At 61.6% G+C, this 25,869-nt stretch carries 26 protein-coding genes, 2 tRNA genes and 1 pseudogene; 22 read left to right on the top strand and 7 right to left on the bottom strand.

Translation table 11 applies throughout. The annotated features are described in order from the left end of the window. Window positions 1–47 precede the first annotated feature (47 nt). A complete protein-coding gene (locus GA0061105_RS07180; protein ID WP_064693710.1) occupies window positions 48–452 on the top strand; it encodes a GFA family protein in 405 nt (134 codons plus the stop codon). A gap of 119 nt (window positions 453–571) precedes the next feature. Further along, a pseudogene (locus GA0061105_RS07175) lies at window positions 572–1,006 on the top strand (YybH family protein); the annotation flags it as partial. Between the two features lie 17 nt (window positions 1,007–1,023). On the opposite strand, the gene GA0061105_RS07170 reads toward GA0061105_RS07175, so the two are convergent. Beyond that, complete coding sequence (locus tag GA0061105_RS07170) at window positions 1,024–2,226, bottom strand: MFS transporter (protein WP_092749096.1); 1,203 nt, start codon at window positions 2,224–2,226, stop codon at window positions 1,024–1,026. A 135-nt stretch (window positions 2,227–2,361) separates the two neighbouring features. Between GA0061105_RS07170 and GA0061105_RS07165 the strand changes: the two genes are divergently transcribed. Then, entirely contained in the window at window positions 2,362–2,919 is a 558-nt protein-coding gene (locus GA0061105_RS07165) for a TetR/AcrR family transcriptional regulator (RefSeq protein WP_064693713.1), read from the top strand. Window positions 2,920–2,928: 9 nt separating this feature from the next. On the opposite strand, the gene GA0061105_RS07160 is transcribed toward GA0061105_RS07165, so the two are convergent. Continuing rightward, window positions 2,929–6,432: a PAS domain-containing hybrid sensor histidine kinase/response regulator gene (locus GA0061105_RS07160; protein ID WP_092749094.1), complete on the bottom strand. Its 3,504-nt coding sequence runs from the start codon at window positions 6,430–6,432 to the stop codon at window positions 2,929–2,931. Between the two features lie 220 nt (window positions 6,433–6,652). Here GA0061105_RS07160 and mscL point away from each other — a divergent pair, with 220 nt between their 5' ends. The 5 genes from mscL to GA0061105_RS07130 all read left to right on the top strand — a co-directional run bounded on the left by mscL (window position 6,653) and on the right by GA0061105_RS07130 (window position 12,350). After that, window positions 6,653–7,099, top strand: a complete 447-nt coding sequence (mscL, locus tag GA0061105_RS07155) for a large conductance mechanosensitive channel protein MscL (RefSeq protein ID WP_092749092.1) — start codon at window positions 6,653–6,655, stop codon at window positions 7,097–7,099. A gap of 330 nt (window positions 7,100–7,429) precedes the next feature. Beyond that, window positions 7,430–8,596, top strand: coding sequence for a pyridoxal phosphate-dependent aminotransferase (locus GA0061105_RS07145; protein WP_092749088.1), 1,167 nt, complete (start codon window positions 7,430–7,432; stop codon window positions 8,594–8,596). A gap of 203 nt (window positions 8,597–8,799) precedes the next feature. After that, complete coding sequence (gene galE / locus GA0061105_RS07140; protein ID WP_092749086.1) at window positions 8,800–9,834, top strand: UDP-glucose 4-epimerase GalE; 1,035 nt, start codon at window positions 8,800–8,802, stop codon at window positions 9,832–9,834. Between the two features lie 254 nt (window positions 9,835–10,088). Further along, on the top strand, window positions 10,089–11,141 hold the full coding sequence (locus tag GA0061105_RS07135) for an enoyl-CoA hydratase/isomerase family protein (RefSeq protein WP_092749084.1): 1,053 nt from the start codon (window positions 10,089–10,091) through the stop codon (window positions 11,139–11,141). A 243-nt stretch (window positions 11,142–11,384) separates the two neighbouring features. Further along, window positions 11,385–12,350, top strand: a complete 966-nt coding sequence (locus GA0061105_RS07130; protein ID WP_064693720.1) for an MBL fold metallo-hydrolase — start codon at window positions 11,385–11,387, stop codon at window positions 12,348–12,350. Window positions 12,351–12,399: 49 nt separating this feature from the next. On the opposite strand, the gene GA0061105_RS07125 is transcribed toward GA0061105_RS07130, so the two are convergent. Next, window positions 12,400–14,460, bottom strand: a complete 2,061-nt coding sequence (locus tag GA0061105_RS07125; protein ID WP_092749082.1) for an ATP-dependent helicase — start codon at window positions 14,458–14,460, stop codon at window positions 12,400–12,402. A gap of 102 nt (window positions 14,461–14,562) precedes the next feature. Beyond that, a complete protein-coding gene (locus GA0061105_RS07120; protein ID WP_092749720.1) occupies window positions 14,563–14,829 on the bottom strand; it encodes a hypothetical protein in 267 nt (88 codons plus the stop codon). A 153-nt stretch (window positions 14,830–14,982) separates the two neighbouring features. Between GA0061105_RS07120 and GA0061105_RS07115 the strand changes: the two genes are divergently transcribed. Next, window positions 14,983–15,246: a hypothetical protein gene (locus GA0061105_RS07115; protein WP_064693723.1), complete on the top strand. Its 264-nt coding sequence runs from the start codon at window positions 14,983–14,985 to the stop codon at window positions 15,244–15,246. A 222-nt stretch (window positions 15,247–15,468) separates the two neighbouring features. Here GA0061105_RS07115 and GA0061105_RS07110 read toward each other — a convergent pair whose 3' ends face one another. After that, a complete protein-coding gene (locus GA0061105_RS07110; RefSeq protein WP_064693724.1) occupies window positions 15,469–15,711 on the bottom strand; it encodes a DUF982 domain-containing protein in 243 nt (80 codons plus the stop codon). 265 nt (window positions 15,712–15,976) lie between these two features. Here GA0061105_RS07110 and GA0061105_RS07105 point away from each other — a divergent pair, with 265 nt between their 5' ends. Next, complete coding sequence (locus tag GA0061105_RS07105; protein ID WP_092749718.1) at window positions 15,977–16,378, top strand: hypothetical protein; 402 nt, start codon at window positions 15,977–15,979, stop codon at window positions 16,376–16,378. A 175-nt stretch (window positions 16,379–16,553) separates the two neighbouring features. Here GA0061105_RS07105 and GA0061105_RS07100 read toward each other — a convergent pair. Continuing rightward, a tRNA-Thr gene (locus tag GA0061105_RS07100) sits at window positions 16,554–16,628 on the bottom strand. Between the two features lie 156 nt (window positions 16,629–16,784). On the opposite strand from GA0061105_RS07100, the gene GA0061105_RS07095 reads away from it, so the two are divergent. From GA0061105_RS07095 to GA0061105_RS07050, 10 genes are all read left to right on the top strand, one after another. Then, window positions 16,785–16,979, top strand: coding sequence for a hypothetical protein (locus GA0061105_RS07095; RefSeq protein ID WP_011423945.1), 195 nt, complete (start codon window positions 16,785–16,787; stop codon window positions 16,977–16,979). 92 nt (window positions 16,980–17,071) lie between these two features. After that, window positions 17,072–18,364, top strand: a complete 1,293-nt coding sequence (gene murA / locus GA0061105_RS07090; RefSeq protein WP_064693726.1) for a UDP-N-acetylglucosamine 1-carboxyvinyltransferase — start codon at window positions 17,072–17,074, stop codon at window positions 18,362–18,364. A 153-nt stretch (window positions 18,365–18,517) separates the two neighbouring features. Next, the gene (locus tag GA0061105_RS07085; protein ID WP_064693727.1) at window positions 18,518–18,949 is read left to right on the top strand and encodes a DUF2948 family protein; all 432 of its coding nucleotides are present in this window, start codon (window positions 18,518–18,520) and stop codon (window positions 18,947–18,949) included. 57 nt (window positions 18,950–19,006) lie between these two features. Then, window positions 19,007–20,305 carry a histidinol dehydrogenase gene (gene hisD / locus GA0061105_RS07080; RefSeq protein ID WP_092749080.1) on the top strand — a complete coding sequence of 433 codons (1,299 nt, stop codon included), beginning with the start codon at window positions 19,007–19,009 and terminating at the stop codon, window positions 20,303–20,305. Window positions 20,306–20,309: 4 nt separating this feature from the next. Continuing rightward, window positions 20,310–20,783 carry a UPF0262 family protein gene (locus GA0061105_RS07075; RefSeq protein WP_064693729.1) on the top strand — a complete coding sequence of 158 codons (474 nt, stop codon included), beginning with the start codon at window positions 20,310–20,312 and terminating at the stop codon, window positions 20,781–20,783. Continuing rightward, entirely contained in the window at window positions 20,780–21,265 is a 486-nt protein-coding gene (locus GA0061105_RS07070; RefSeq protein WP_208601630.1) for an arsenate-mycothiol transferase ArsC, read from the top strand. Before GA0061105_RS07075 ends, GA0061105_RS07070 begins: the two co-directional genes overlap by 4 nt. Before the next feature lie 123 nt (window positions 21,266–21,388). Then, the gene (infA, locus tag GA0061105_RS07065) at window positions 21,389–21,607 is read left to right on the top strand and encodes a translation initiation factor IF-1 (RefSeq protein ID WP_003545338.1); all 219 of its coding nucleotides are present in this window, start codon (window positions 21,389–21,391) and stop codon (window positions 21,605–21,607) included. 37 nt (window positions 21,608–21,644) lie between these two features. Next, window positions 21,645–22,265 (top strand): Maf-like protein, encoded by a 621-nt coding sequence (locus GA0061105_RS07060; RefSeq protein ID WP_064693731.1) that lies wholly within the window; start codon window positions 21,645–21,647, stop codon window positions 22,263–22,265. Between the two features lie 132 nt (window positions 22,266–22,397). Beyond that, complete coding sequence (gene yacG / locus GA0061105_RS07055) at window positions 22,398–22,610, top strand: DNA gyrase inhibitor YacG (RefSeq protein WP_064693766.1); 213 nt, start codon at window positions 22,398–22,400, stop codon at window positions 22,608–22,610. A gap of 281 nt (window positions 22,611–22,891) precedes the next feature. After that, window positions 22,892–22,967, top strand: a tRNA-Phe gene (locus tag GA0061105_RS07050). 342 nt (window positions 22,968–23,309) lie between these two features. Here GA0061105_RS07050 and GA0061105_RS07045 read toward each other — a convergent pair. Then, the gene (locus GA0061105_RS07045; RefSeq protein WP_064693732.1) at window positions 23,310–24,233 is read right to left on the bottom strand and encodes a LysR family transcriptional regulator; all 924 of its coding nucleotides are present in this window, start codon (window positions 24,231–24,233) and stop codon (window positions 23,310–23,312) included. Window positions 24,234–24,324: 91 nt separating this feature from the next. Between GA0061105_RS07045 and GA0061105_RS07040 the strand changes: the two genes are divergently transcribed. Continuing rightward, on the top strand, window positions 24,325–25,032 hold the full coding sequence (locus GA0061105_RS07040; protein ID WP_208601635.1) for a CoA transferase subunit A: 708 nt from the start codon (window positions 24,325–24,327) through the stop codon (window positions 25,030–25,032). Then, entirely contained in the window at window positions 25,032–25,667 is a 636-nt protein-coding gene (locus tag GA0061105_RS07035; RefSeq protein WP_064693734.1) for a 3-oxoacid CoA-transferase subunit B, read from the top strand. The genes GA0061105_RS07040 and GA0061105_RS07035 overlap by 1 nt, the downstream gene beginning before the upstream one ends. Window positions 25,668–25,869 lie beyond the last annotated feature (202 nt).

The following is a 25,869-nucleotide window of genomic DNA, read 5'->3' as shown; positions in this document are numbered from 1 at the left end:
ATTGTCATATCCAGGCACCTGATGCAACGCTGAAGGAGGAGCGCGCCATGAAGAAGACCTATCGGGGAAGCTGCCATTGCGGCAATGTTCGTTACGAGGTGGACATGGATCTCGAAGAGGGCACCGGCCGCTGCAATTGTTCGATCTGCAGCAAGCGTCGATATTGGGGCGCCAACGTCAAACCGGAGGATTTCCGGCTGATGTGCGACGAGGCGGAGACGTCGGATTACCAGTTCAACACGATGAGCGGTCATCACCGCTTCTGCCGCACCTGCGGCGTGGCGGCCTTCGGCGACGGTTACATCGAAGCGATCGGCGGCGCCTATGTCTCGATCAACATCGCCTGTCTGGACGATATCGGGCCGGAGGAACTGGCGGCACTGCCGGTCCGTTATTACGACGGCAGGCACGACGCCTGGTGGAACGAGCCTGAAGTGACGAGTTATCTCTGAAGCAACCTGGCAAACTGCGCAGCGGTTTCCGCTCGGATTGCCCCTGACTGGAAACGCATCATTGTCGGATCGCCCCCCTTTCGTTCGTCCTCTGTCCATAACGGAGAAGGAGAGCGGACATGAACGACGAAGCGAATGCCAGACATGAGGAAGAGGCGATCATCGCCATGCTGATGATGCGCGCCAAGGCATTGGGGGACAAGAACGCCGAGGAGGTGCTTTCCCACGAGACCGAGGATTCTGTCGAGTTTTCGCTGGCGCCGCCGCTCGCCAGCAATGGCAAGGACGCGGCGGGCCTTCAGGGCTGGTTCGACACCTGGGAAGGCCCGATCGGCGGCGAAGTGCGAGACGCTAAATTGACCGTCGGCGAGGGTGTCGCTTTTTGGAGCGGCCTCATGCATATGACCGGCACCAAGATCGACGGCAGCGAGGTTGATCTTTGGTTCCGCCAGACCCTCGGCCTCGTCAAGCAGGACGGCCGGTGGCTGGTGGCCCATCTGCATGCCTCCGTGCCCTTCGCCATGGATGGCGGCGGCCGCGCGCTGCTCGATCTGAACCGTGAACTCCGATATCAGGCGGCTTTCTCTGCCACCTTCCGCCGGCCGGCGCGAATGCCCATGATTCCGACGCCCATCAAGAGCAGGATCGCCGTCGCATAGATATCCGTTGTCAGCGCGTAGCCGGCGGATTTCGCAAGGAAGCCGGCAAGGATCGCCGGCAGGCTGAAAGCGAGGTAGCTCTGGACGTAGAAGGCCGACAGCAGCCCGGCCCGCTCGTCAGCCTTGGCGAGCGGCATGATGGTGCCGATCGAACCGAGAAAATTGGTGCCGAAACCGGCGCCGGTGAAGATCGTGCCGATAAGCAGCAGCGGCACATTGGCAAGGTGCACGCCGGCAACGACCGTCAGGATGCCGAGCGTTTTTGCCGACACGCCGAAGAGGAGATTGGCCGCGGCCGTCTTGCCGCGCCTGAGATAGACGGCGATCGCCCCGCTTGCCGTCAAGGCGGCGACGATCGACCCGCCCGTCAACGGTGCGGTGCTGCCCGTGGTGCTGGCGATCAACGACGGGACCAGCGAAAGGTAAAAGCCACCGAGCGTCCAATTGGCGATATTGATCGGCGTCACCAGCGAGAGCGGCCTTTTCGCCTGCGGCGGAATGGAAACCCGCGGCACCAGCGAGCCGAGCGCCCCCGGCCGCGTGCTGCCAGTCTCACGCACCAGCCAGATGGCGGCCGCCTGCAGCGTAAAGACAATGAGCAGCAGTGCATAGATGAGATGCATCGGGAAAGGCCCATATTGTATCAAGGCACTGGTGCCGACCGCGCCGAGCGCCATGCCGCAAAGCGGCGCGATCGAATTGACGATCTGTCCCTTCGCCCGGTCGACATCGACAAGGGCTGCTCCGAGCGAGGCGCCGGCGATGCCGGTGGCAATGCCCTGGACGATCCGCGCCGCGATCAGCCAGCCGGGGCCGCTGGCGACGACGAACAGTACCATGGCGACCATTTCGAGCAGCAGAGCGGAAAAGATCACCGGCCTGCGGCCGAGATGATCGGAGATCGACCCGGCGGTCAGCAGGGCCGCCAAAAGCGCGAAGGCATAGACGGCGAAGATCACGGTGATGAGCACCGGCGAAATCGAGAAGTTCTCCTCATAGATCCGATAGAGCGGCGTCGGCACCGAGGAGGCGCCGAAGAAGGTAGCGAGCGTCAGCGCATGGAAACCAATCGAGGGGCGCGGCGCATTCTCTGTGGATTTGGCTGCGGCGAACATATATAAGCCCTTAAAGCTAAGCCGTTGCGTTAGCTCCATGTAGGATAGGCGCGTGGCAAAAGCAAATTATTTGCGTTTATGCTCCTGTCAAAGATTTTGAACAATCGATGTCGGGACGAAGGTCAGGTTGCAGGCATGGCAGTGAAAGAGAATCTCCGCCCGGGCGGCCGCAGCGCCCGGGTTCAGGCGTCGGTGCACAAGGCGGTTCGCGAGCTGCTCGCCGAGATGAATCGCGCCGAGGTGACGATCCCGTTGATCGCCGCCAAGGCGGGGGTGACGCCGTCGACCATCTATCGCCGCTGGGGCGATTTGCAGGAGCTTCTCGCTGACGTCGCCGTCGAGCGGCTGCGGCCGGATATGCAGCCGATCGATGCCGGCAGCGGCAAGGCCGACCTCGAAGCCTGGGCAGATCAATATGCCGAGGAAATGTCCTCGGGACCAGGCCGCGAAATGATCCGCGACGTGCTGGCTGCGCAGACGGGCGAAAACGCCTGTAAATGCGCGGAATATACGCGTCAGCAGATCGCCTTCATCGCCGACAGGGCAAGGGCGCGCGGCGAGATCTTTCCGGATGTCGACGCCGTCATGGACCAGGTCGTGGCGCCGATCATATACCGCATCCTGTTTGGCGACGTGCCCGATTCTGCGCGTGTGCGCGACCTCGTCGCGCGCGTCGTGAACACGAGCGGGTGAGTGTGCAGCCTATTCCGCAGCCGCGCGTTTGATACCGGAAATCTGGGTGATGTAGGCGCGCAAGGCCGCCGGCCGCACCGGCTTGTGTTGAACGGCGATGCCATGTCGCTCCGCCTCGCTGCGCACCTCCGGCGTGCGGTCGGCGGTAACAAGCAGAGCGGGGATATCGGTGCCGAATTGCTGGCGCAGATGCAGGATTGCGGCAATGCCGGTGCCGTCGCCGAGATGATAATCGGCAATAACCAGATCCGGCGGGCCGCTGCTTCCGTCGATGGCGATCGCGTCGGCGAGGCAATCCATCGCTTCCACCTCGCATCCCCAGCCGCTGATCAAAAGCCGCATCCCTTCGAGAATCTTGGGCTCGTTGTCGATGCACAGGATCTGCAGCCCCTTGAGAGGCTGTCCCGGCCGATCGGTCGGGGCGACTGCTGCGGCAGCTTCGGCCGGGCGTGAGACGTCGAGCGGCATCGAGATGCGGAATTCCGTGCCTTTGCCATGCGTCGAGTTCAGTTCGACCGGGTGGTTGAGCACACGGGCGATCCGGTCGACGATTGAAAGGCCGAGACCCAGGCCGGAGGCAGTCTTTGCTCCTTCGTCCAGCCGCGCGAATTCCTTGAAAACGGTGCGGAATTTCGATGGCGGAATGCCGATGCCGGAATCGATCACCTGAATGATCACCTGGTTGCCGCGCCGCCGTGCGCCGACCAGCACCTTGCCGGTGATCGTGTATTTGATGGCATTGGAAACCAGGTTCTGCACCAGTCGGCGCAGAAGGTTGGGGTCGGAGCGAACGCGCAGCGATGTTGGCATGACCACCAGCTTCAGCCGCTTTTCCCGGGCGATCGGCGCAAAGTCGGTCTCGATCCGCTCCAACAGGTCGGAAAGCGCGACGGAGGCAAGCCGCGGCCGCATGGCGCCGGTATCGAGCCGTGAGATGTCGAGCACCGCGCCCAGAATGGTTTCGACCGATTCCAGGGCTGAATCGATATTGCGCACAATCGGGCTGTTGTCGGATTGCGACATGCGTTCGACCAGTGCCGAGGAATAGAGCCTGGCGGCGTTGAGCGGCTGCAGGATATCGTGGCCGGCGGCGGCGAAGAAGCGGGTCTTGCCGATATTCGCCTCGTCGGCGGCGGCCCGCGCTACGGCGAGTTCGCGGTTGACGCGGGTAAGCTCGGCCGTGCGTTCGGCGACCCGCTGCTCCAGCGTTTCATTCGCCTGTTTCAGCGCCTGATCGGCGCTGACGCGTTGGGTAATGTCGGTGAAGGTGGCGACGATGCCCTTGTCGGGCATGGCGTTGGAGCGCACCTCGATGATCCGCTCGCCGCCGCCGAGCACCAGCGCGAAGGGTTTGTCGAGCGTCAGGAAATGCCGCACCGTCTGCTGCAGATCGGCGGGCGCGATGTCGCCGCGCTGGCTGAGGATGGTGACGATCTCAGAAAGCGGAAAACCGACCTGGCCGGCATTCTCGGGCAGATCAAGCAATTGCCGGAAGCGTCGGTTCCAGATCGTCAGCCGGTTGGAACTGTCGAACACGGCGATGCCCTGGTCCATCTGCGACAGCGCGGTCTGCAGCATGTCTTGATTATATTGCAGCGCCTCGCTCGCCTGATCGAGCAGCCAGGCGGTGTCGGAAGAGGCATCCTCGATCTTCTGCAGGATCAACGATAGCACCAGCCTCGCCGAAGACGAGCCGATCGCGCTGCCGAGCAGCTGTTCGCTGAAATGAATGAGCGCCATGTCGGCTGGCTGCTCATCCTCCAGCTTACGGCCGGAGCTCTGCTCGTAGGTGGTAAACGAGCGCTGCATTCGCTCCTCGCCGAGATAACGCGAGATCGCCGCCTTGAGGTCGCCGACGCTGATGCGCGTCTTCCAGCCGCGCGTCGCAAATTGCGAACGGGAATGCCGTTTGACGAAAATGCCGGCCTGGATGCGCTCCAGCGGCCTGGCATTGCGGGTAAGCGAACCGACGACGAAGAAGGCGGAGTTGACAAGCAGGCTCATCACGGTCGCATTGACCAGCGGATCGGCGTCGGGCGCGGTAAACAGCGTCGTGCCGGGAAAGATGAAGCCGAGTACGGCGCTCGCCACATAGGAATAGTCAGGCCCGCCGAGCGAGGGCAGGAACAGCAGATAGACCCAGATGACGAAGCCGGAGGTCAGCCCGAGAATTGCGCCGCGGGCGTTCGCACGCCGCCAGATCAGCCCGCCGAACAGTGCCGGGGCGATCTGCGCGATCGCTGCAAAGGAAAGAAGGCCGATCGAGGCGAGCCCGGCAGTGCTGTCGGTCGAGCGGTAATAGGCATAGCCGAACAGCAGCACGGCGAAGATGGCGCTGCGGCGGATGTTGAGCAGCGTCTTGGCGAAATCGTCGCGCTGGCCGGCGCGGCCGGCAAGCTTGCGCCTCAAAAAGATTGGCATGATGATGTCGTTCGACACCATGATCGACAGCGCCACGGAATCGACGATGACCATCGCCGTTGCGGCGGAGAAGCCGCCGATGAAGGTGATCAGCGTCACCACCGGCATCTGGCCGGCAAGCGGCAGCGACAGCATGTAGAAATCGGCGTTACCGCCGCCGCCGAAGGTCAGCAGTCCGCCGATCGCCACCGGCAGCACGAAAAGATTGATGGCGATCAGATAACCAGGAAACAGGAAACCCGCGAGTTTCAGCTGTTTCGCCGTCCGGTTTTCCACGACCGTCACGTGAAATTGCCGCGGCAGCATGATGATCGCGAAGGCCGATAGCAGGATCAGGGTGATCCAGCGGCTGATCGGCGTATGGTAAGCGAGCGCCGACATGACCAGATCATTTTCGACGGTCTTCTGCCAGAGATCGGTCGGACCGTCGAAAAGAAACCAGATGACGCAGACGCCGGCCGTCAGGAAGGCGACCAGCTTGACCACCGATTCCATCGAAACGGCGAGGATCAGGCCGTCCTGATGTTCGGTCGCATCGGTATGACGCGTGCCGAACATGATGGCGAAGCAGGCAAGCACCAGGGTGGCTATCAGCGGCAGGTCGAGGAAATAGAGATTGCCGCTGCCGATGCCGTAATCGGACGGGTTGACCATGGCGCCGACGGTGCTCGAGATCGCCTTCAGCTGCAGCGCGATATAAGGAACGGTGCCGATCAGCGAGATCAGCGCCACGATCGTTGCGACCGTCGGATTCTTGCCGTAGCGCGCCGCGACGAAATCGGCGACCGAGGTGAGCTTCTCCGCCTTGGCAAGCTCGATGATCCGGCGAAGCAGCGGCATGCCGAGCGTGAAGACGAGGATCGGGCCGATATAGATACCGGCAAATTCCAGGCCGCGCTGTGCCGCAAGCCCGACGCTGCCGAAATAGGTCCAGGAGGTGCAATAGATCGCAAGGCTGAGCGCATAGACGACGGGCCATCCGCCTTCGAGCGCCCCTGGGCCGCGGTTCTTGCGGTCGCCGTAGCTTGCCACGGCGAAAAGCAGGAGCAGATAGCCGAAGGCAGACGCGAATATGACCCAGCCTGGAAGCATTGATCCTCCGCCGGCGAAAAGCCGCCGGCACCTCCCGCAATGAAATCAGCTTAAGTCATTTCAGCTGCCTTGAAAATTCCCGCCGATCTACGCCTTAAGTCAAAGAGCATGGGCGAGCTCGCTGGATAATTGCGATTGCCGATTGATTAATTGCAATGAAGATGTAGCTAATCGAAACAATTGCATATCTCTGAAATGGGATCGAAGGGAGACGGATCCGATGCTCAACGAGTTCAAGGCCTTTATCGCCCGCGGCAATGTCATGGATCTTGCAGTCGGCGTCATCATCGGCGGCGCCTTCGGCGGCATCGTCAAATCTTTGGTCGATGACCTTATCATGCCGATCGTCGGCGCCATTATGGGCGGCTTCGATTTTTCGAATTACTTCCTGCCACTCTCCTCGGCCGTCAACGCGCCCACACTTGCCGCCGCCCGCGCCCAGGGTGCGGTCTTCGCCTATGGCAGCTTCCTCACCGTTCTCATCAACTTTCTGATTCTGGCCTGGATCATCTTCCTGATGGTCAAGGGCGTCAATTATCTGCGCATGCAGGTCGAGCGCCAGGAAAAGGCCGCACCGGAAGAGCTGCCCCCACCGCCGGCGGATGTTCAGCTGCTGACGGAGATCCGCGATCTCCTCGCCACGCGCCCGACGGTTGATCAGGGCTGAAGTCGGCGGCTCCGCGCAGCGTACTGAGAACCTCTGGTGGGCTTCACAATGGCTCCGCACGCCCCACCCTCGGTCATGCTCGGGCTTGACCCGAGCATCCACACCGCACCCATCAGCAGCCACCGCATGGGTCCTCGGGTCAAGCCCGAGGACGACGGAGGGTGGGTTGGCTTTCCAGTCAAACTCGCCAGCGGCGGGCTGAGGTATGCCGCATTGGAGTCCCTCACCACATCGGCCCGGCCATTCATCACGAAAATCGATATGCCATCACTCGATATCATGGGATTTGCCGGCACAAATCTTCTATGAAGAGGCAAACCGGAGATATGCATGTCGATCGTAAACAGCCTCAGCCCGCGCGCCATAGCGGCGCCCGAAAGCGGGATCGTCGAAGTCGTCAATTATGCCCGCGGCCGCGAAGGCCTGCTGCCGCTCTGGGTGGGTGAAGGCGATCTGCCGACACCCGATTTCATCAGCAGGGCGGCGATGGATGCGCTGGCCGCCGGCGAGACCTTTTACACCTGGCAGCGCGGCATTCCCGAGCTTCGCCGGGCGCTGTCCGATTATTATTTCAGACATTTTTCCGTCCGCCTGCCGGTCGAGCATTTCTATGTCACCGGCTCCGGCATGCAGGCGATCCAGATCTCCGTGCAGGCGCTGACCTCGCCGGGCGACGAATTCGTTTACCTCACCCCGGCCTGGCCCAATATTGCCGCAGCCCTCGAAATAGCCGGTGCGCGCTCCGTCGGTGTGGAGCTGCGGTTCGAGAGCGGTAGATGGACTGTCGATCTCAATCGTGTCGAATCCGCCATTACGCCGAAAACCCGCGGCCTCTTCATCAATACGCCGTCGAACCCGACCGGCTGGACGGCGACGAACAAGGATCTCGCCCATATCCTGGCGCTTGCCCGCAAACATGATCTTTGGATCATGGCCGACGAGATCTATGCGCGCTACTACTTCGCCGGCGGTCGCGCGGCCTCGTTCTTCGACGTGATCGAGCCGGACGACAAGATCGTCTTCGTCAATTCCTTCTCGAAAAATTGGTCGATGACCGGCTGGCGCGTCGGCTGGATCGTGGCACCCCCCGAAATGGGCCAGGTGCTCGAAAACCTCATCCAGTATTCGACATCCGGTGTGGCGCAGTTCATGCAGAAGGGCGCCGTCGCAGCCCTTGATCAAGGCGACGATTTCGTCGCTGCCAACATCGCCAAGGCGGCGCGGTCGCGCGACATTCTCTGCGATGCGCTTGTTGCCACCAACCGGGTCGAGACGCTGAAGCCTGACGGGGCGATCTATGCCTTCCTCAAGATCGACGGCGTCACCGACAGCCGCAGCGCCGCCATCGACATCGTCGACAAGACCGGGGTCGGCTTGGCTCCCGGGGCGGCCTTCGGCGCCGGCGGCGCGCTTTTCCTGCGCGCCTGCTTCCTGCGTGACCCCGCCCAAGTGGCGATCGCAGCCGAGCGCCTCTGCGACTATATCGCCAAACGTTGAACGGGGCCTCTGATTACCCGCCGGGGCGATTGGCGTGCCGGAATCGTCTGATCGCTAAAACTCTAGCAAAGACCGAAATCCGCCTCTAACCACGACTCCAAACATACTTGTTCAAAGGCCGTCCAACGGCGCTGTGATAAGAAAATTGGAAAGAAAACCGGCGCCTGATGCCCCTGCTGATAAGTTGAAGCAGGGGTGCGGGCATGGCGGTTTTGGTGACGGGCGGGGCCGGATATATCGGCAGTCACATGGTATGGGCGCTGATCGATGCGGGCGAGGATGTGGTCGTGCTCGATCGCCTGTCCACCGGTTTCCGCTGGGCGGTGGCGCCGGCGGCGCGTTTTTATCTCGGCGACATCGCCGATCCCGACATCCTTAACAAGATCTTCATCGAAAACGACATCGACGCGATCATCCATTTCGCCGGCTCCGCCGTCGTACCGGTTTCGGTTTCCGATCCGCTCTCCTATTACGACAACAATTCCGGCAAGACCCGGGCGCTTCTCTCCGCTTCGATCGAAGCCGGCATCCGCCATTTCGTCTTCTCCTCGACGGCCGCCGTCTACGGCCAGCAGCAGAGCGATCAGCCGGTGAAGGAGACGGCCTCCCTCAATCCGGAAAATCCCTACGGTCAGTCGAAGTTGATGACCGAGTTCATGCTGCGCGATGCGGCCGCCGCCTATGATTTCAACTATGTCGCGCTACGCTACTTCAATGTCGCCGGCGCCGACCCGCACCACCGCACCGGCCAGTCGACCTCGGCCGCCACGCATCTCATCAAGGTTGCCTGCCAGGCAGCGCTCGGCAAACGCGACAGCGTCCATGTCTACGGCATCGACTATCCCACCCATGACGGCACCGGCGTGCGCGACTACATCCATGTGGCCGACCTCGCCGATGCGCATTTGAAAGCGCTGCAGCACCTGCGCAGGGACAAGGGGTCGCTCATTGCCAATTGCGGTTATGGCAGCGGCTATTCCGTGCTCGACGTCTTGAACATGGTCACCCGCCTGCACGGGCATTCCTTCAAGATCCACATGGCGCCCCGGCGCCCCGGCGATTCGGCAAGCGTCGTCGCCGACGCTTCGCTCGCCCGGCAGGTGCTCGACTGGAAACCCCGCTACGATTCGCTGGAAACGATTGTCCAGAGCTCGCTCGATTGGGAACTCGCCCTGTCGAACAGAAACGTCGACGACCTGCACAGCATCCACCGGGCACTTGCCGCCGCATCCTTTTGAGTCTCGGCTGCTGCTGCCTGTTTACCTCAGCATCCGCGGACTTCCATTGGCCGACGGTGTTCGTCTGGCGCGGGGCCTATTTTTTTCGCGGCCCCTGCCGCTGGGCTCGCCATCGAATATGCCGGCCGCTGCGAAGCCGCAGCGTCAGCCCGGGCCGTCCTCGTCGGCCTGAGCAATCGATCCATGCCGGCTGGAAATGCTCTGGAGCGATGCCGCATCCTCGTCTATGCATGGTGCAACGGACGAGGTGAACCATGCAGCACGGCGAAGTGATCATCGAACGGCGGGGCACTGCCGGCATCATCCGGCTCAACCGGCCGCGGGCGCTGAACAGTCTGACGCTGCCGATGATCCGCACGCTCACGGAAGCCTTGCATGGTTTTGCCTCCGAGCCCGATGTGGCTAGCGTTGTGATCACCGGCGAGGGCGAACGCGGCTTCTGCGCCGGCGGGGATATCCGTGCCCTCCATGAAAGCGCCCGCGTCGGCGATGGTCTCGCCGGAACCTTCTGGCGCGAGGAGTTCCGCCTCAACCACCAGATCGCCTCCTATCCCAAACCCTATGTCGCGCTGATGGACGGAATCACCATGGGCGGCGGCGTCGGCCTGTCGTCGCATGGCCGCCACCGCGTCGTCACCGAGCGCACGCGCCTAGCCATGCCCGAAACGGGCATCGGCTATGTTCCCGATGTCGGCGCCACATGGCTGCTGCCGCAGGCACCCGGCGAAGCCGGGACATGGCTCGGCCTGACCGGGCTCGATATAGGTGCTGCGGACGCGATCTATGCCGGCCTGGCCGACCTTCAAGTCGCTTCGTCGCGGCTCGACGCGATGATGGATGCTCTTTCGGGCCTGCCGCGCGGGAGTTCATCGCGCGACGTCGACGCCGTGTTGCAGGCATTTTCCGAGCCTCGGGGAGAAAGCCGGTTGCAGCAGAATGCAGCGATCATCGATCGTGCATTTTCCTTCGATAGCGTCGAGCAAATCCTCACGGCTCTCGCCGAGGAAGAGGGTGAGTTTGCCGCCGAGACCCGCCGGGTGCTGCTGACTCGTTCGCCGACCAGCCTGAAACTCGCTCTGTGGCTGCTGAGATCAGGCCGCCGCAGCACCTCGCTTGCCGAATGTCTCCACCGCGAACTCGGCGCCTGCCTCCAGATGCTGAATAATCCCGATTTCTTCGAAGGCATCCGCGCCGCTGTCATCGACAAGGACCGCAATCCGAAATGGTCGCCGGCATCGGTCGAGGCGGTGACGGCGGAAACGGTCGAGCGCTTCCTGAAACCGGCCGCGCCACCGCTTTCGCTTTGATGTCTTAACTCCTGCGTTGCTACTGGCGAGGGCAATACCTGCCGGGCGGGAGCTTCTGCGTCCTCTTGCTGGTCGCTCCACGCTAAATCCGCACTGCAACACGCCGAATCCATAGGCTGGCCTGTGCTAAAGCCTAGCCTTTTCTCTCCCTTGATCCGATCGACCGCCAAACACGCTCCGACATAGTGTCCGGGAGGTGACCCCTAACCGACACCTCTCGATCACGCAAAACAGGAGCGCATCATGTCACAGGCAGAAGCAAGACCTCGTACGACTGGTCAGCAGGAGACAGATATCAACTTGGACAGCACCCAGCCCGGCCGACCGCGGCCCGACGAACTGGTTCCGTCGCGCTACGCGGTGCGGATCGGCGAGATTGAAGTTCTAATCATCAGCGACGGGGTGCTGCCGCTCCCAACCGCGATGCTGGGGCACAATGTCGACGCGGCTGACCGGGCAGCGTGGCTGGGGGATATGTTCCTGCCGCCTGACGCTTTCGATTGGGCGCTGAACGTCGTCTTGGTCCGCAGCGGCGGGCAGACCATCCTCATTGACGCCGGGCTCGGATTGGACCCGGACTTGAACTTGCCACGGGCCGGGCAGCTGATCAGGAGGCTGGAGGCCGCAGGTGTCGATCTTGCGGCGGTGACCGACGTGGTGCTGACCCACCTGCACATGGATCACATCGGCGGCCTGCTGGTCGATGGGGTGAAGGACCGACTGCGTCCAGACCTCAGGATTCACGTGGCGGCTGCCGAGGCGAAGTTCTGGGAAGCGCCCGATTTCAGCCAGGTGTCGATGCCGCCGGGCTTCCCGGACGCGCTTCGGGCGACCGCAAAGCGGTTCCTCAGCGAGTACGGCAGCCACCTCAGGCTGTTCGACGAGCGGTCCGAGGTGGCGCCGGGTGTAGTGGCCCAACGCACCGGCGGCCACACCCCCGGACACAGCGTCGTCCGCCTGGCATCGGGCAGCGACAGGTTAACATTCGCCGGCGACGCCGTCTTTGCGGTCGGGTTTGAGCACCCCGACTGGTACAACGGTTTCGAACACTATCCCCAGGAAGCAGCTCGTGTTCGCCTCGATCTCTTGCGGGAGCTGGCGGCGACGGGTGAACAGTTGGTGGCCACGCACCTGCCGTTCCCCTCCGTCGGCCGAGTCGCGGTGGATGGCGACGCCTTCCGCTGGGTGCCGGTCTTCTGGGACTATTGAACATCAGATCAAAGCGCGTCGCATGAGTTACGATTTCATGCGACGCGTTCTATCGCCACATGCCGCGCATGCGGGCGCCGACATCGATGCGCACCTGGCGCGCTTGCGCTTGAGCGGCGGCTTCCGATTTCACCTGCGGCCAGCTGCAGGCCTCGAAGAACTGCAGCAGCGTCGCGGGAATGAAGCGGCTGCGCGAGGCATACACATGCCGATCGCCCTGCGTATTCTGCCCGTACGTGAAGAAGCGTTGCGGCACGACGAGATCGAGTCCGTCCCGGGCGCGCGTCATCGCCACATAAAGCAGCCGGCGCTCCTCCTCGATCTCGGCGGTGGCGCCGACGGCGAGATCGCTGGGGATGCAGCCGTCGACGACGTTCAGCATGAAAACCCGCGTCCATTCCTGGCCCTTGGCGGAATGGATGGTCGACAGAATGAGATAGTCTTCATCGAGAAGCGGTACGCCCGCCTGGTCGCTGGTCGCATCCGGCGGATCGAGGGTGAGCTCGGTGAGGAAACGCTCGCGGGAGGCATAACCGCCGGCGATCTGTTCGAGCTGCAAGAGATCGGCCTGCCGCGTCGCCGCATCCTCATGCAGCCTTTCCAGATGCGGCGCATACCATTGCCGCGCCAGCCCGATTTCCGCCGGCCAGCCGGCCTTGCCCGACTTCAGCTCCTGCAGCACCGAAACGAAATCAGTCCAGTCCTCGCCGGTGCGCGGCGGCGCCGGCATAGATGCCAGAGCAGACAACGGGCTCGCATCCTCGGCCATCGCATCCAGCGCTTTCTGTGCCGTCGATGGTCCGACGCCCGGCAGGATCTGCATGAGCCGGAAGCCCGCCACCCGATCGCGCGGGTTTTGCGCAAAACGCAAGGCGGCCAGCATATCCTTGACGTGTGCGCTGTCGAGAAACTTCAGCCCGCCGAACTTGACGAAGGGGATGTTGCGCCGGGTCAGTTCGACCTCCAGCGGCCCGCTGTGATGGGCGGCGCGGAAGAGCACGGCCTGCTGCTTGAGCTTGAGGCCTTCCTCGCGGTTGTCGAGCACCTTATCGGCGACATAACGCGCCTGCTCGGCCTCGTCGCGCACCGAAACGAGGCGCGGCCGCTCCGCCGATTGCCGCTCGGTCCAGAGATTCTTGGTGAAGCGCTCCGAGGCGAGATCGATCACGGCGTTGGCCGCCGCCAGGATTGGCTGCGTCGAACGGTAATTGCGGTCGAGCGTGACGATATTGGCGGCCGGGCTGAAGGCGTTGGGAAAATCGAGGATATTACGCACCGTCGCCGCACGGAAGGAATAGATTGACTGCGCATCGTCGCCGACGACGGTCAGCCCCTGTCCCTGCGGTTTCAGCGCCATCAGGATCGAGGCCTGCAGCCGGTTGGTATCCTGATATTCGTCAACGAGAACATGGTCGAAGCGGCTGCCGATATCCTCGGCAATCATGCTCTCGCCGACCATCTGCGCCCAGTAGAGCAAGAGGTCGTCGTAATCGAGCACGTTCTGAGCCTGCTTCGCCTCGACATAACAGGCGAAAAGCTCGCGCAGCTGTTTCTCCCAGGCCGCGCACCAGGGAAAGGCGTCGCGCAGCACCTGGTCGAGCGCGGTCTCCGAATTCACCGCCCGGGAATAGATGGCAAGGCAGGTGCCTTTGGCCGGAAAGCGGCTTTCCGTCTTCGAAAAACCGAGGTCGTGCCGGATAAGGTTCATCAAATCGGCGCTGTCTTCACGGTCGTGAATGGTGAAATCGGCATCGAGGCCGATCTGCTGGGCATAATCGCGCAGCAGCCGCGCGCCGATGCCGTGGAAGGTGCCGGACCAGTTGAGCGCATCGGCCATGATGCCGGCATTGGTGCCGAGAACGTCGCGGCAGATGCGCTCGACGCGCCGCGCCATCTCGGCTGCTGCCCGGCGCGAGAAGGTCATCAGCAGGATGCGGCGCGGGTCGGCGCCTTTGACGATCAGGTGGGCGACCCGATGCGCCAGCGTGTTCGTCTTGCCGGAGCCGGCGCCGGCAATGACCAGCAGCGGCCCGGCAATATGGCTGCCGTCGGTGAGCGTGCCGTGCTCGACGGCCATGCGCTGCTGCGGATTGAGCTTTTCGAGATACATCCAGCCGTCCGGTCGGGCTCCCGCAGAATCACTGCGAGAAGATTAGATGTTCCTTGAATGTTCGCGATTTCGGCCGCTGTCAAGTCCGCGGCGCGGCGATCGTCAGTCGGGGAAATCCGGTCCCACCTCGCGCCGCACCAGCTTCAGGTTGCGGTCGGGCTGGAGAATATAGGTTTCCTCCACACGCTGGCCCGTCTCATTGTAGAACTGGTTGTAGACGGCGCTGCCGATCGGCGATTTGCTGAGCTTGGTTCGCGGTTGGCCGCCATAGGTGATGCTGCCGGGAATGGGTTCGAGGGCGGCCGTATCGGCCGAGGAGCAGCCGGCCAGCAACGCCGCGGCAAACAGGGCAGGCAGAAACGCTTTCATCGCAGTCATCCCACTTCACAATGCCGACACATATGGAAAACCTGGCCTCTTTCGCCAAGGGCTTGGTCGTGCGCAGTCGCCCGTTGCGGCGCTGAGGGAACCAAAGCGCTCCCCCAGGTGTTGAAATGCCGACCCGAAACGCTGGAGACCATCATGCAGACGCTTCCTCGCCTCTGGGCGTTCACTCTGATCATCGGCTGCGGCCTTTTTGCCGGTTCAGCCTATGCCTCGCTCGAGACCGGTACGGATTATTCCGCGCTGCCGAAGGATCAGATCGCCCTCAACGAATATACCGAGACGACCGCCTGCACGCCGGCGGAGCCGCACTACCTACCGTCCTTCATCCGCGCGGCTGACGGCACGATCATCGGTGTGGGATATATCGAGATAGAGAGTGGGGCCGGCGCGGATTGCTGAATTCGATCTGCTCGAACGAGGCTCGCCTGCGTTTCCGGATGACGAGCCTCTGACCGTCATCATGACGGCTGGATGTTTTCTATCGAAACAGCTGGCTCAGGCGCAACGCCCTTTGCGTCAAAACCCGGCACCTGCTCGATGCAGGGTTAAGTGAAAATTAAACAATGTCTCGTCCCGGCACAGTTTGCTGACCAAACCGAAAACGGCCGGGCGTCTGCTGCGTCAATGCAGCTTGAGCTTCGCCTCTTCGGCCGCCGCCAGGAACTCGGCTCTCGCCTCCTCCATGCTTTTGCGACCGTCCAACGCCGCCCGGCAGGTGCTGCGGGCCTTGATGTAACGAAGTCCGCGCGAACTCGGCCAGAAATCCGCCAGGCATTTCAAGGCATCGAACGGCCCGTTGACCGTTCGCGCATCGGCTCCCTCGAAACCGACCGTGACCGGGCTGTTCCATCGTTCAGTTGCCATCGATACTCCTCCACGATTGTCGACAGAAACAGGGTGCGACGCCTCCCATTCTCAGGACGGACGCCGCCATGATAGGCATTCTAGCGCGATTTTTGCCGTCAACAATGGTGAATCGTTTGTTGCAGATGAGGCGAAATGCCAGCTTGAGTGAGGCGGATCGTCTGGGTGTGGACGCCCGGACGAATTTTTGAGTAGTTGCAGAGAAGTTGTATGGCGCTTGTGCGCTGCTACCGCTACCATGCTCGGGAAAGCTGAGGGGCCCGACATGGGGTTAGATGGAAATTTGATCCAGGCTGCGTTGCTCTGCGGGGCGCTGGCAATGCCGGTTTTAGCTCACGGCGCAGAGAGGGTAGCTGAAGAGGCTTTGCTGGCGCGCCTTTCCACTGAAGTCGTCCCAAGAATGCAGCGGGAATATATGCGGGTTAGGCTACCGTCATTTGGAATCGATATCGCTTCCTATTACGCACGCATAAGTCTTAATCGATGGTACGTCGAGGGCATATTCGAGCCAGATGAAGATCTCGTGATCACCGCCGAACGGATGGAACGCTGGCAACTATCCCCGTTCCTGCCTTATTATCTCGAAGAGACCGAAATTCCTGATTGTGCTGCAATGCTGACCGCTTCGTGCAGATGGCTGCCCCTCACCCTAACCCTCTCCCCGTAAACGGGGCGAGGGGAAGTGCCGCGCGAGAGCTTCGAGAGGGACGCAGGTTGCGGCATATCCCCTCGTCCGGCAAGCGGGCGAAGGACGGGTCGAGACCGTTGGCTCCACGCAGCTCGGTGGCGGCAGCCGGATCAGGGCAGCCAGACGCGTAAGAAAATGGTGTCCGGGAGAAAACTGGTGCTGCCGAGTGGGATTGAACCACCGACCTCACCCTTACCAAGGGTGTGCTCTACCACTGAGCTACGGCAGCAGGACCAGATCCGCATGGAGCCGGGCGGCTCAATTGCGGGAACGGGGCGGCTATTGCCACAGCTTGGCGACAAGCGCAAGCCGCAAAATCCAACTTCGCGTGGATAGAGGTGCAAGGGACTTTTGGATCGGCGCGAATTCGGCTAATTCTGTTGACATGAACGACAAGACCGAAACCGGCCAGAAGAGCCGTAAAGAGGCGATTGAGGCACAGGCGAAACTGCGCCGCGAGCGCGCCGCCGAAAAGCTCAGGGAAAACCTTTCGAGACGCAAACAGCAGGTGCGCGCCCGCCGTTCCGGCCAGGCCGACGAAACAAACGGCCTGCCCGCCGCAAAAATGGACGAATCATAATGTTCCGTCCCGCACGAATTGAACCCTCTTCATAAATCCCCTAAACACCTCACTCCTTCTTTCAAGGCAGAACTTTCAGGAAGTAAGCGCACATGGATCGTATCAGAATTGTCGGCGGTAATGAGCTGAATGGCATCATTCCGATTTCCGGCGCCAAGAATGCCGCACTGCCGCTGATGATCGCCTCGCTTCTGACCAGCGATACGCTGACGCTCGAAAACGTGCCGCATCTGGCCGACGTCGAACTTCTGATGCGTATTCTCGGCAATCATGGCGTCGACGTCGCCGTCAACGGCCGCCGCGAGCGCCAGGAGGATTCCTACGCCCGCACGATCCATTTCACCTGCCGCACCATCGTCGATACCACCGCTTCCTATGAGCTGGTCTCGAAGATGCGCGCCTCCTTCTGGGTCATCGGGCCGCTCTTGGCCCGCGAAGGCCATTGCCGCGTATCGCTGCCGGGCGGCTGCGCCATCGGCACCCGACCGGTCGATCTCTTCATCGACGGCCTGACGGCGCTCGGTGCGACCATGGAGATCGATGCCGGTTATATCAACGCCAGGGCGCCTGACGGCGGTCTGATCGGCGCGCGCTACACCTTCCCGAAGGTCTCCGTCGGCGCCACCCATGTGCTAATGATGGCGGCAACGCTTGCCCGCGGCACGACTGTCATCGGCAATGCCGCGCGCGAACCCGAAGTCGTCGATCTCGCCAACTGCCTGAACGCCATGGGCGCCAAGATTTCGGGCGCCGGCACCTCGACGATCACCATTGAAGGCGTCACCTCGCTCTCCGGCGCCCGTCACCGCGTCCTGCCCGATCGCATCGAGACCGGCACCTACGCCATGGCCGTCGCCATGGCCGGCGGCGACGTCGTGCTCGAAAATACCGATGTGGCGCTGCTCGAAACCGCGCTGGAAACGCTCCGCCGCGCCGGCGCCGACATCTCGGCGACCAACAACGGCATGCGCATCAGGCGCAACGGCGCCGGCATCAAGCCGGTCGACATCGTAACCGATCCTTTCCCCGGGTTTCCCACGGATCTGCAGGCGCAGTTCATGGCGCTGATGACCCGCTCCTCCGGCATCTCGCATGTCACCGAGACGATCTTCGAAAACCGCTTCATGCACGTGCAGGAGCTTGCCCGGCTGGGCGCCAGGATCACGCTCTCCGGCCAGACGGCGAAGATCGAGGGGGTCCAGCGCCTGCGCGGCGCGCCTGTCATGGCGACCGATCTGCGCGCCTCCGTCTCGCTCGTCATCGCCGGCCTTGCCGCCGAGGGCGAAACCACGGTCTCCCGCGTCTATCACCTCGACCGCGGTTTCGAGCGGCTCGAAGAGAAGCTGACCCGCTGCGGCGCCGTCGTCGAGCGCATCAGCGAGTAGAGGCCGTCATTCTGGTTGCGTAATCGGTCGCAGCATCTTATTTCCCTTGTCTGACGCATCGCCATTCCGGTGATGCCTGTTAAATAGCAAGAGCATGATGTCGTCCGAAAACTGCTCGCACTTTCGGCATCATGCTCTGGGGATTGAGCCTGAATGACTGACCTGAAGCTTGTTGCGCTTGATGACGAAGACCTCGCGATCATATCGGCGCATATGCAGGATAGCGTCTTCAAGGTCGGCGACATCGACTGGTCGCCGCGCGGTGCCCAGTTCGCGCTTGCGGCTAATCGCTTCGTCTGGGAAAGTGCCGCGCGCAAGCGCAGAGGATTCGAGCGCCGCCGCGCCGCTCTGGTGTTCAAACGCGTGCTTGCCGTCCGTTCCCTCGGCATCGATCGTGGCAAGCGCGATGAGGTGCTGTCGCTCTTGGCGCTCCGTTTCGAGAAGAAGGGCGAGGGGCCGGATGGCACGATCGAACTGGCGCTGTCGGGCACGGCCTCGATTGCGCTCGATGTCGAATGTATCGAAGTCCAGATGGCCGATATCGGCGGCGCATGGCAGGCGGCTGCCAAACCTCGCCATCCCTGAATGGCTTGACACCTGAAGTTTGAACATCGCGGTTCGAGTTGAAAAGGAATATCGGTCTTGGCAATCTGGCTGGATCAGGCGTCGGAAGGTTTCGAGCAGCATTTTGCCGCCTTTCTGACGACGAAGCGCGAAGTCTCCGAGGATGTCAATTCGGTGGCCCGTGCCATCATCGACGACGTCAGGGCGCGCGGCGATGCGGCGCTGGCCGAATATTCGCTGAAATTCGACGGCATCGATTTTTCCACCGTGCCGATGCGCGTGACACCTGAGGAGATCGACGCTGCGATCGAGGCGGTGCCTGCCGAAGTGCTGGGCGCGCTGAAGCTTGCGGCATTGCGTATCGAGAGCCACCATCGCCGCCAACTGCCGAAGGATGATATTTACGAGGACGATCTCGGCGTCGGTCTCGGCTCGCGCTGGACGGCGATCGAGGCGGTCGGGCTCTACGTCCCGGGCGGCACTGCGAGTTACCCGAGTTCGGTGTTGATGAACGCCGTGCCGGCCAAGGTCGCCGGCGTCGAGCGTATTGTCATTGCGGTTCCCGCCACTGGCGGTGCCGTCAACCCGGCGGTGCTGGCCGCCGCAAGGCTGGTGGGCGTGACCGAGATCTATCGTGTCGGCGGCGCCCAGGCGATCGCAGCTCTCGCCTATGGCACCGAGACCATCGCTCCCGTCTCCAAGATCACCGGTCCCGGTAATGCCTATGTCGCCGCTGCCAAGCGTCATGTCTTCGGCACCGTCGGCATCGATATGATCGCCGGTCCTTCCGAGGTGCTGGTGATTGCCGATAAGGACAACAATCCCGATTGGATCGCCGCCGACCTTTTGGCGCAGGCCGAGCACGACGCCAGCGCCCAGGCGATCCTGATCACCGATGATGCAGAGTTCGGCAAGGGAGTGGAGCAGGCGGTCGAACGCCAGCTGAAGACGCTGAACCGCGCCGAGACTGCGGCGGCAAGCTGGCGCGATTTCGGCGCTGTCATCCTCGTTGCCGATCTGAAGCAGGCGGTTCCCTTGGCAAACCGTATTGCGGCCGAGCATGTCGAGTTGGCGCTGGCCGATCCGGACCGGCTGCTCGATGGCATCCGCAATGCCGGCGCGATCTTCATCGGCGCTCACACGCCTGAGGTAATCGGCGATTATGTCGGCGGTTCGAACCATGTGCTGCCGACGGCGCGTTCGGCGCGCTTCTCATCCGGTCTTTCGGTGCTCGATTTCGTCAAGCGCACCTCGATCCTGCGCCTCGGCCCGCAGCAATTGCGCACCCTCGGCCCGGCGGCGATCGCGCTAGCGGTTTCCGAAGGCCTCGATGCCCATGCGCGGTCGGTCGCGATCCGCCTCAACCTCGATAGGTGAGGGGATGGCGGCGGGCGATTTCCGGCTTTGCGACGTCGTCCTCGACGATACGATCGGCCGTTCGACGCCCGATGTCGAGCATGAACGCGCCGTCGCCATCTTCGACCTGATCGAGGAGAACAGGTTCGCGCCGCTCGGCCATTCCGGCGGGCCTTACCGGCTGAACATTTCGCTGGTCGATTCGAAGCTGGTCTTCGCCATCAAGACGGAAGAGGGCGGCGATGTCGCCACTCACATCCTGTCGCTCACCCCCTTTCGGCGGATCGTCAAGGATTACTTCATGATCTGCGAAAGTTATTATGAAGCGATCCGATCGGCCACGCCAAGCCGCATCGAGGCGATCGATATGGGACGCCGCGGCATCCACAATGAAGGCTCGCAGACACTGAAAGACAGGCTGGCCGGTAAGATAGAGGTCGATTTCGATACCGCCCGGCGGCTCTTCACCCTGGTCTGCGTGCTCTACTGGCGCGGATGACGGCCATGGATCTCGCCGCTGACGTCGATGAGGGAAAGCGGCCGGGCGCCATCCTCTTCATGTGCGGGATGAACGCCATCCGATCGCCCATGGCCGAAGCGATCGCCCGTAGCATTCTGCCTGGCAATACCTATATAAGGTCCGCCGGCGTTCGCGCCGGCGAGCGCGATCCCTTCGTCGATGTCGTGCTCGAGGAAATCGGACTTTCTCTCGGGCGCCGCCAGCCGCAGACGCTGGAAGAACTCGAGGATGATTATTTCGATCTGATCATCACGCTGTCGCCGCAAGCCCATCACGCTGCCCTCGAGCTGACGCGGTCGAACGCGATCGACGTCGTCTACTGGCCGACCATGGATCCGACGGTCGTCAGCGGAACGCGCGAGCAGATGCTGGAAAGTTATCGCGAGGTTCGTAACCACCTGGCCGGCCTCATCGAAAGCCGGCTGCTCAGACGAAATGGCATTGCCGCGCAATCGGCATGAAAACAAATAAAGGAAAGCCCGATCAACAAGGTTCACAAACCCGCCTTGATTGTGTAGTTTCCGCGCAAATTTTAAAGGCGCGCGTTGCGCTGCCTCTTCAACCCACAGGAAGAAAACCACTATATGCCGAAAGAAGAAGTCCTCGAATTCCCGGGAATCGTCACCGAACTTCTGCCGAATGCGACGTTTCGCGTGAAGCTCGAAAACGAACATGAGATCATCGCCCACACCGCCGGCCGCATGCGCAAGAACCGAATCCGCGTTCTCGCCGGCGACAAGGTGCTGGTGGAAATGACGCCCTACGACCTGACCAAGGGCCGCATCACCTACCGTTTCAAGTAAGTTTGCCCGCTCCCCGTCCGCCGATGGTCGAAGTTTCATGGCGCTGAAATACAAGCTCATCCTGGCCTCGGGCTCGCCCCGTCGCGTCGATCTGCTCAACCAGGCCGGCATCGAGCCTTCGCGCCTGATGCCGATGGATATCGACGAGACGCCGAAGAAGTCGGAGCATCCGCGTTCGCTCGCCCGGAGGCTTTCGGCCGAGAAGGCTGAGGCGGCCCTTGCCGCCATCAAGGGCGATATCACTTGGAAGGGCAGCTATATCCTGTCTGCCGATACGGTCGTCGCCGTCGGCCGGCGCATTCTCGGCAAAGCCGAGTTCGCCGACGAGGCGCTGAGTTCGCTGCATCTGTTGTCGGGACGCAACCATCTTGTCTACACCGGCGTTTGCCTGGTGACGCCCGATCGCAAGATCCGCCAGAAGATCGTCGAGACCAAGGTGCGCTTCAAGCGGCTTTCCGGTTTCGAGATCGAGAACTACCTGGCTTCCGGCCAGTGGCGCGGCAAGGCGGGCGCTTACGGCATCCAGGGCCTTGCCGGCACGTTCGTGCAGAAGATGGTGGGCTCCTACACCAATGTTGTCGGCCTGCCGCTTTATGAAACCATTCTGCTCCTGACGGGCGAAGGCTTCGATGTGCACAGCCGGTGGCCCGAGGGCTGAGCCTTGATGCATGTCGCCCGGAGTGTGCAGCCGTTCCGGACCACGACATGCATAAACAACGAGCTGAAGCGCGTCGCGTGAATCACGTTTCATTCGACCGCTTTAGGGCCGATTTCATCGAACGGACCGATCATGCCTGAAGACAAGAAAGCGGCCGCCAAGGTCGAACCGCTGCGCAAGGCGCGCCCTTGCCCCGAATGCGGCAAACCCTCGCACCGCGAACACTATCCCTTCTGCTCCAATCGCTGCCGCGAGGTCGATCTCTCCCGCTGGCTTACCGGCTCTTATGCCATTCCGGTTGCGGACGACGAGACGAAGGCCGATTATCCCGACGAGGAAAACTAATGCACGTCGCGCAAACGTGTGCGCGGTTTTGCGGCAACGATATGCGGAAAAACAAGGACCCAAAGCACGAGGAGCGAATCTGATAGATCGCGATGCGCTTTAGATCATCCGCCTGCCGAAGCTCTTATTTTTCCTCATGAATCGGCAAAACTGGCAAGACCGTCAAAAAAGAGTCATTTGATGCTTGCCATGGGCGAACAAGATGCTATAACCCCGCTCGCTTCCGGGGCGAACCAAGGCCCCACGGTACTTTTTCTGAAAGCGCCGTCGGAAGCGGGTTAGCCCAGGTAGCTCAGTTGGTAGAGCAGCGGATTGAAAATCCGCGTGTCACTGGTTCGATTCCGGTCCTGGGCACCATACAGTTTCCTGAAACCAGTCTCATATGCGCGATCCAGAACAGTGCCGAGATTTCATTTCTCGAGCCTATGCTTGCGGTATCGACGGCTTTTCGAGTGGCGATGTGGAACATTGCGCGCCACATTCGCGATGCCGCGCAGTGGCCCGCTCTTGCATGCCGCCGGTGATGACGCGGCCCAAACTGCCGGTCACTTCACGGCAGAGCTCGAAAAATCCACGATCGCGGAAAGCCCTACGTATTCATCTCTGGGCCATCGAACGCAGCGGCAACCGCTTAAGTCACCACGTTCCAGTCCAGCCGCAGGACGTCTGATCGATGCTGTTCGCTTCTGGTGGTATCTTTCAGGGCGTCAAAACGCGCGGCGGAAGCGTCTCATGCGGCTCCAGGCGGATGTCTTTCGCACACCGCAACACTTCCAAAATGACAGGGTCTGCCTCTGTCACGCGCGAGATCACGTGGAACATGATCGGGTCAGGCCTTTCCTGGGGAAAGATCCTCATCAAAGTGCCGTATTGTAATTGCGACGCTACCATCGATTGAGGAACGAGCGCAAAGCCGTCGCCGGCGGTGACAATATCGATCATCATCCGCACATTGTTGCAGAGATTGAGCTGCCGAGCAGATCCCCCTATGCGAGCGATCGTCGATCGGACCACCTGATTGAGTGGGGAGTGCTCGCGCAGCGACCAAAGTGGAATCGCGTGTAGGGCGGAGCCGTCGACAAGCCGGGAGGCGACCGAGGGACTCGCGACCCAAACGAGCTCGGCCGCACCTATGGGCATGGAACGAAGCCCGGGATGGGCCACTGATCCTGCTGCAAATGCCAGGTCGCTCTGCCCGTTCTGGAGACCTTGAATGAGCTGAGCGGTCAGTTCGATATCGACTTCGAAATTCAACTCCGGCCAGTAACCCTTCAGATCTGCGATGAAGGATGGCAGACAGGTGACTGCTGCGATTTCACCAGCTCCGATACGGACCGTTCCCCTGATTTGCCCGAATCCCGAACTCCGGAGCAGGACATCCTGCAGTTGCTCCCAGAGCGGCGTGTAGTCGCGCACCAGCTCTCGTCCGGCCGGCGTCAGAGTCATTGCTCGACCGTTCTTCTGAAATAATGTGGTACCTAAACGTTGCTCCAGCTCCGCGACGCGAGCCGAGATTGTCGGTTGCGTCGCATTCAGGCGCTCGGCTGCAGCCCCAAAGCTGCCCAGTCTGGCGATCCAGATCAGGGTTTCCAAGTGATAGAGCGAAATTCGATTGATAGACATTGTCTATGTTTATTGCAAAAAACAAATAATTGGAACTTATGGCTTGAACATGGCTCAATGCCGCGACTGGAAGAGGAGGCTGACTGTCTTGGTGAAAAAACTGTACCCAGATGCTGCGAGCGCGTTGGAGGGGCTGCTTTTCGACGGCATGTCGATTTGCGCCGGAGGTTTCGGCCTTTGCGGGATCCCCGAGCGGCTCATCGACGCGATAAGAGATTCAGGGGTCTCTGGCCTGACGATCGCCTCTAACAACGCGGGTATCGACAACGAAGGTCTCGGCAAACTGCTCAGAACCCGGCAGGTCCGCAAGATGATTTCGAGCTATGTCGGCGAGAACAAGGAATTCGAGCGGCAATATCTGGCCGGCGAACTCGAAGTGGAGTTCTGCCCGCAGGGCACACTTGCCGAGCGCTGCCGCGCCGGTGGCGCCGGAATCCCAGGCTTCTACACGAAGACCGGCGTCGGCACGATCGTCGCCGAGGGCAAGGAAACCAAGATGTTCGGCGATCAAGAATATCTTCTCGAACGCGGCATCTTTGCCGATCTTGCCATCATCAAGGGCTGGAAAGCCGACGAAAAAGGCAATCTGATCTTCCGTAAGACCGCCCGCAACTTCAATCAGCCGATGGCTGGCGCAGCAAAGATCTGCGTGGCTGAAGTCGAAGAAGTCGTCCCGGCCGGCAGTATCGACCCCGACAGCGTTCATCTTCCCGGCATCTACGTCAAACGCATGATTGTCGGCAGTCCGTACAACAAGAAGATCGAATCGCTGACCGTTCGGAAGAGGGAGACGGCATAATGGCCTGGACTCGTGATCAGATGGCGGCCCGCGCCGCAAAATCCCTTCAGGACGGCTTTTACGTCAACCTGGGCATTGGCATACCGACATTGGTGGCCAATCACATCCCGCCGGGGATCGAAGTTGTTTTGCAGTCGGAAAACGGCATGCTTGGGATCGGGCCATTTCCCTATGAGGGCGAGGAGGATGCTGATCTGATCAACGCGGGCAAGCAGACGATCAGCGAATTGCCGAGCAGCAGCTATTTTTCGAGCTCGGACAGCTTCGCCATGATCCGGGGAGGGCACATCGACCTTGCCGTGCTCGGCGCCATGGAAGTGAGCGAGAATGGCGACATTGCCAACTGGCTGATTCCGGGCAAGATGATCAAGGGAATGGGCGGAGCCATGGACCTGGTCGCAGGGGTGAAGAAGATTGTCGTTCTCATGGAGCATGTCGCCAAAGATGGCTCGCCCAAGTTCATCCCTGCTTGCACCCTGCCCCTCACGGGCCGCAACGTCGTCGATACGATCATCACCGATCTTGCTGTTTTCGAGAGGCGGGCTGCGGATCAGCCGTTCCAGCTGATGGAAACGGCGGACGGGGTATCGGTGGAAGAAGTGGCGGCTAAGACGACCGCGCATTTCCTTCGCTGACGGCCGCCATCGCCGCCGCTGTCCCGCGGAACAGAGACTACACATTCGCTAGCAGTCGGGAGACGAGCTATGATCTCGGGTCCAGGCACAGTAGGTGGGAGGTTTTTATGAGCAATTCATCCGTGGTCATCGCCAGCGCAGGTCGGACAGCCGTCGGCTCGTTCAACGGCGCTTTCGCAACGGTCCCCGCACATGAACTCGG

Origin of the sequence: Rhizobium aethiopicum, assembly GCF_900094625.1 — a bacterium.
GTDB lineage: Bacteria > Pseudomonadota > Alphaproteobacteria > Rhizobiales > Rhizobiaceae > Rhizobium > Rhizobium aethiopicum.
This window is presented reverse-complemented; position numbering and strand designations above follow the sequence as displayed.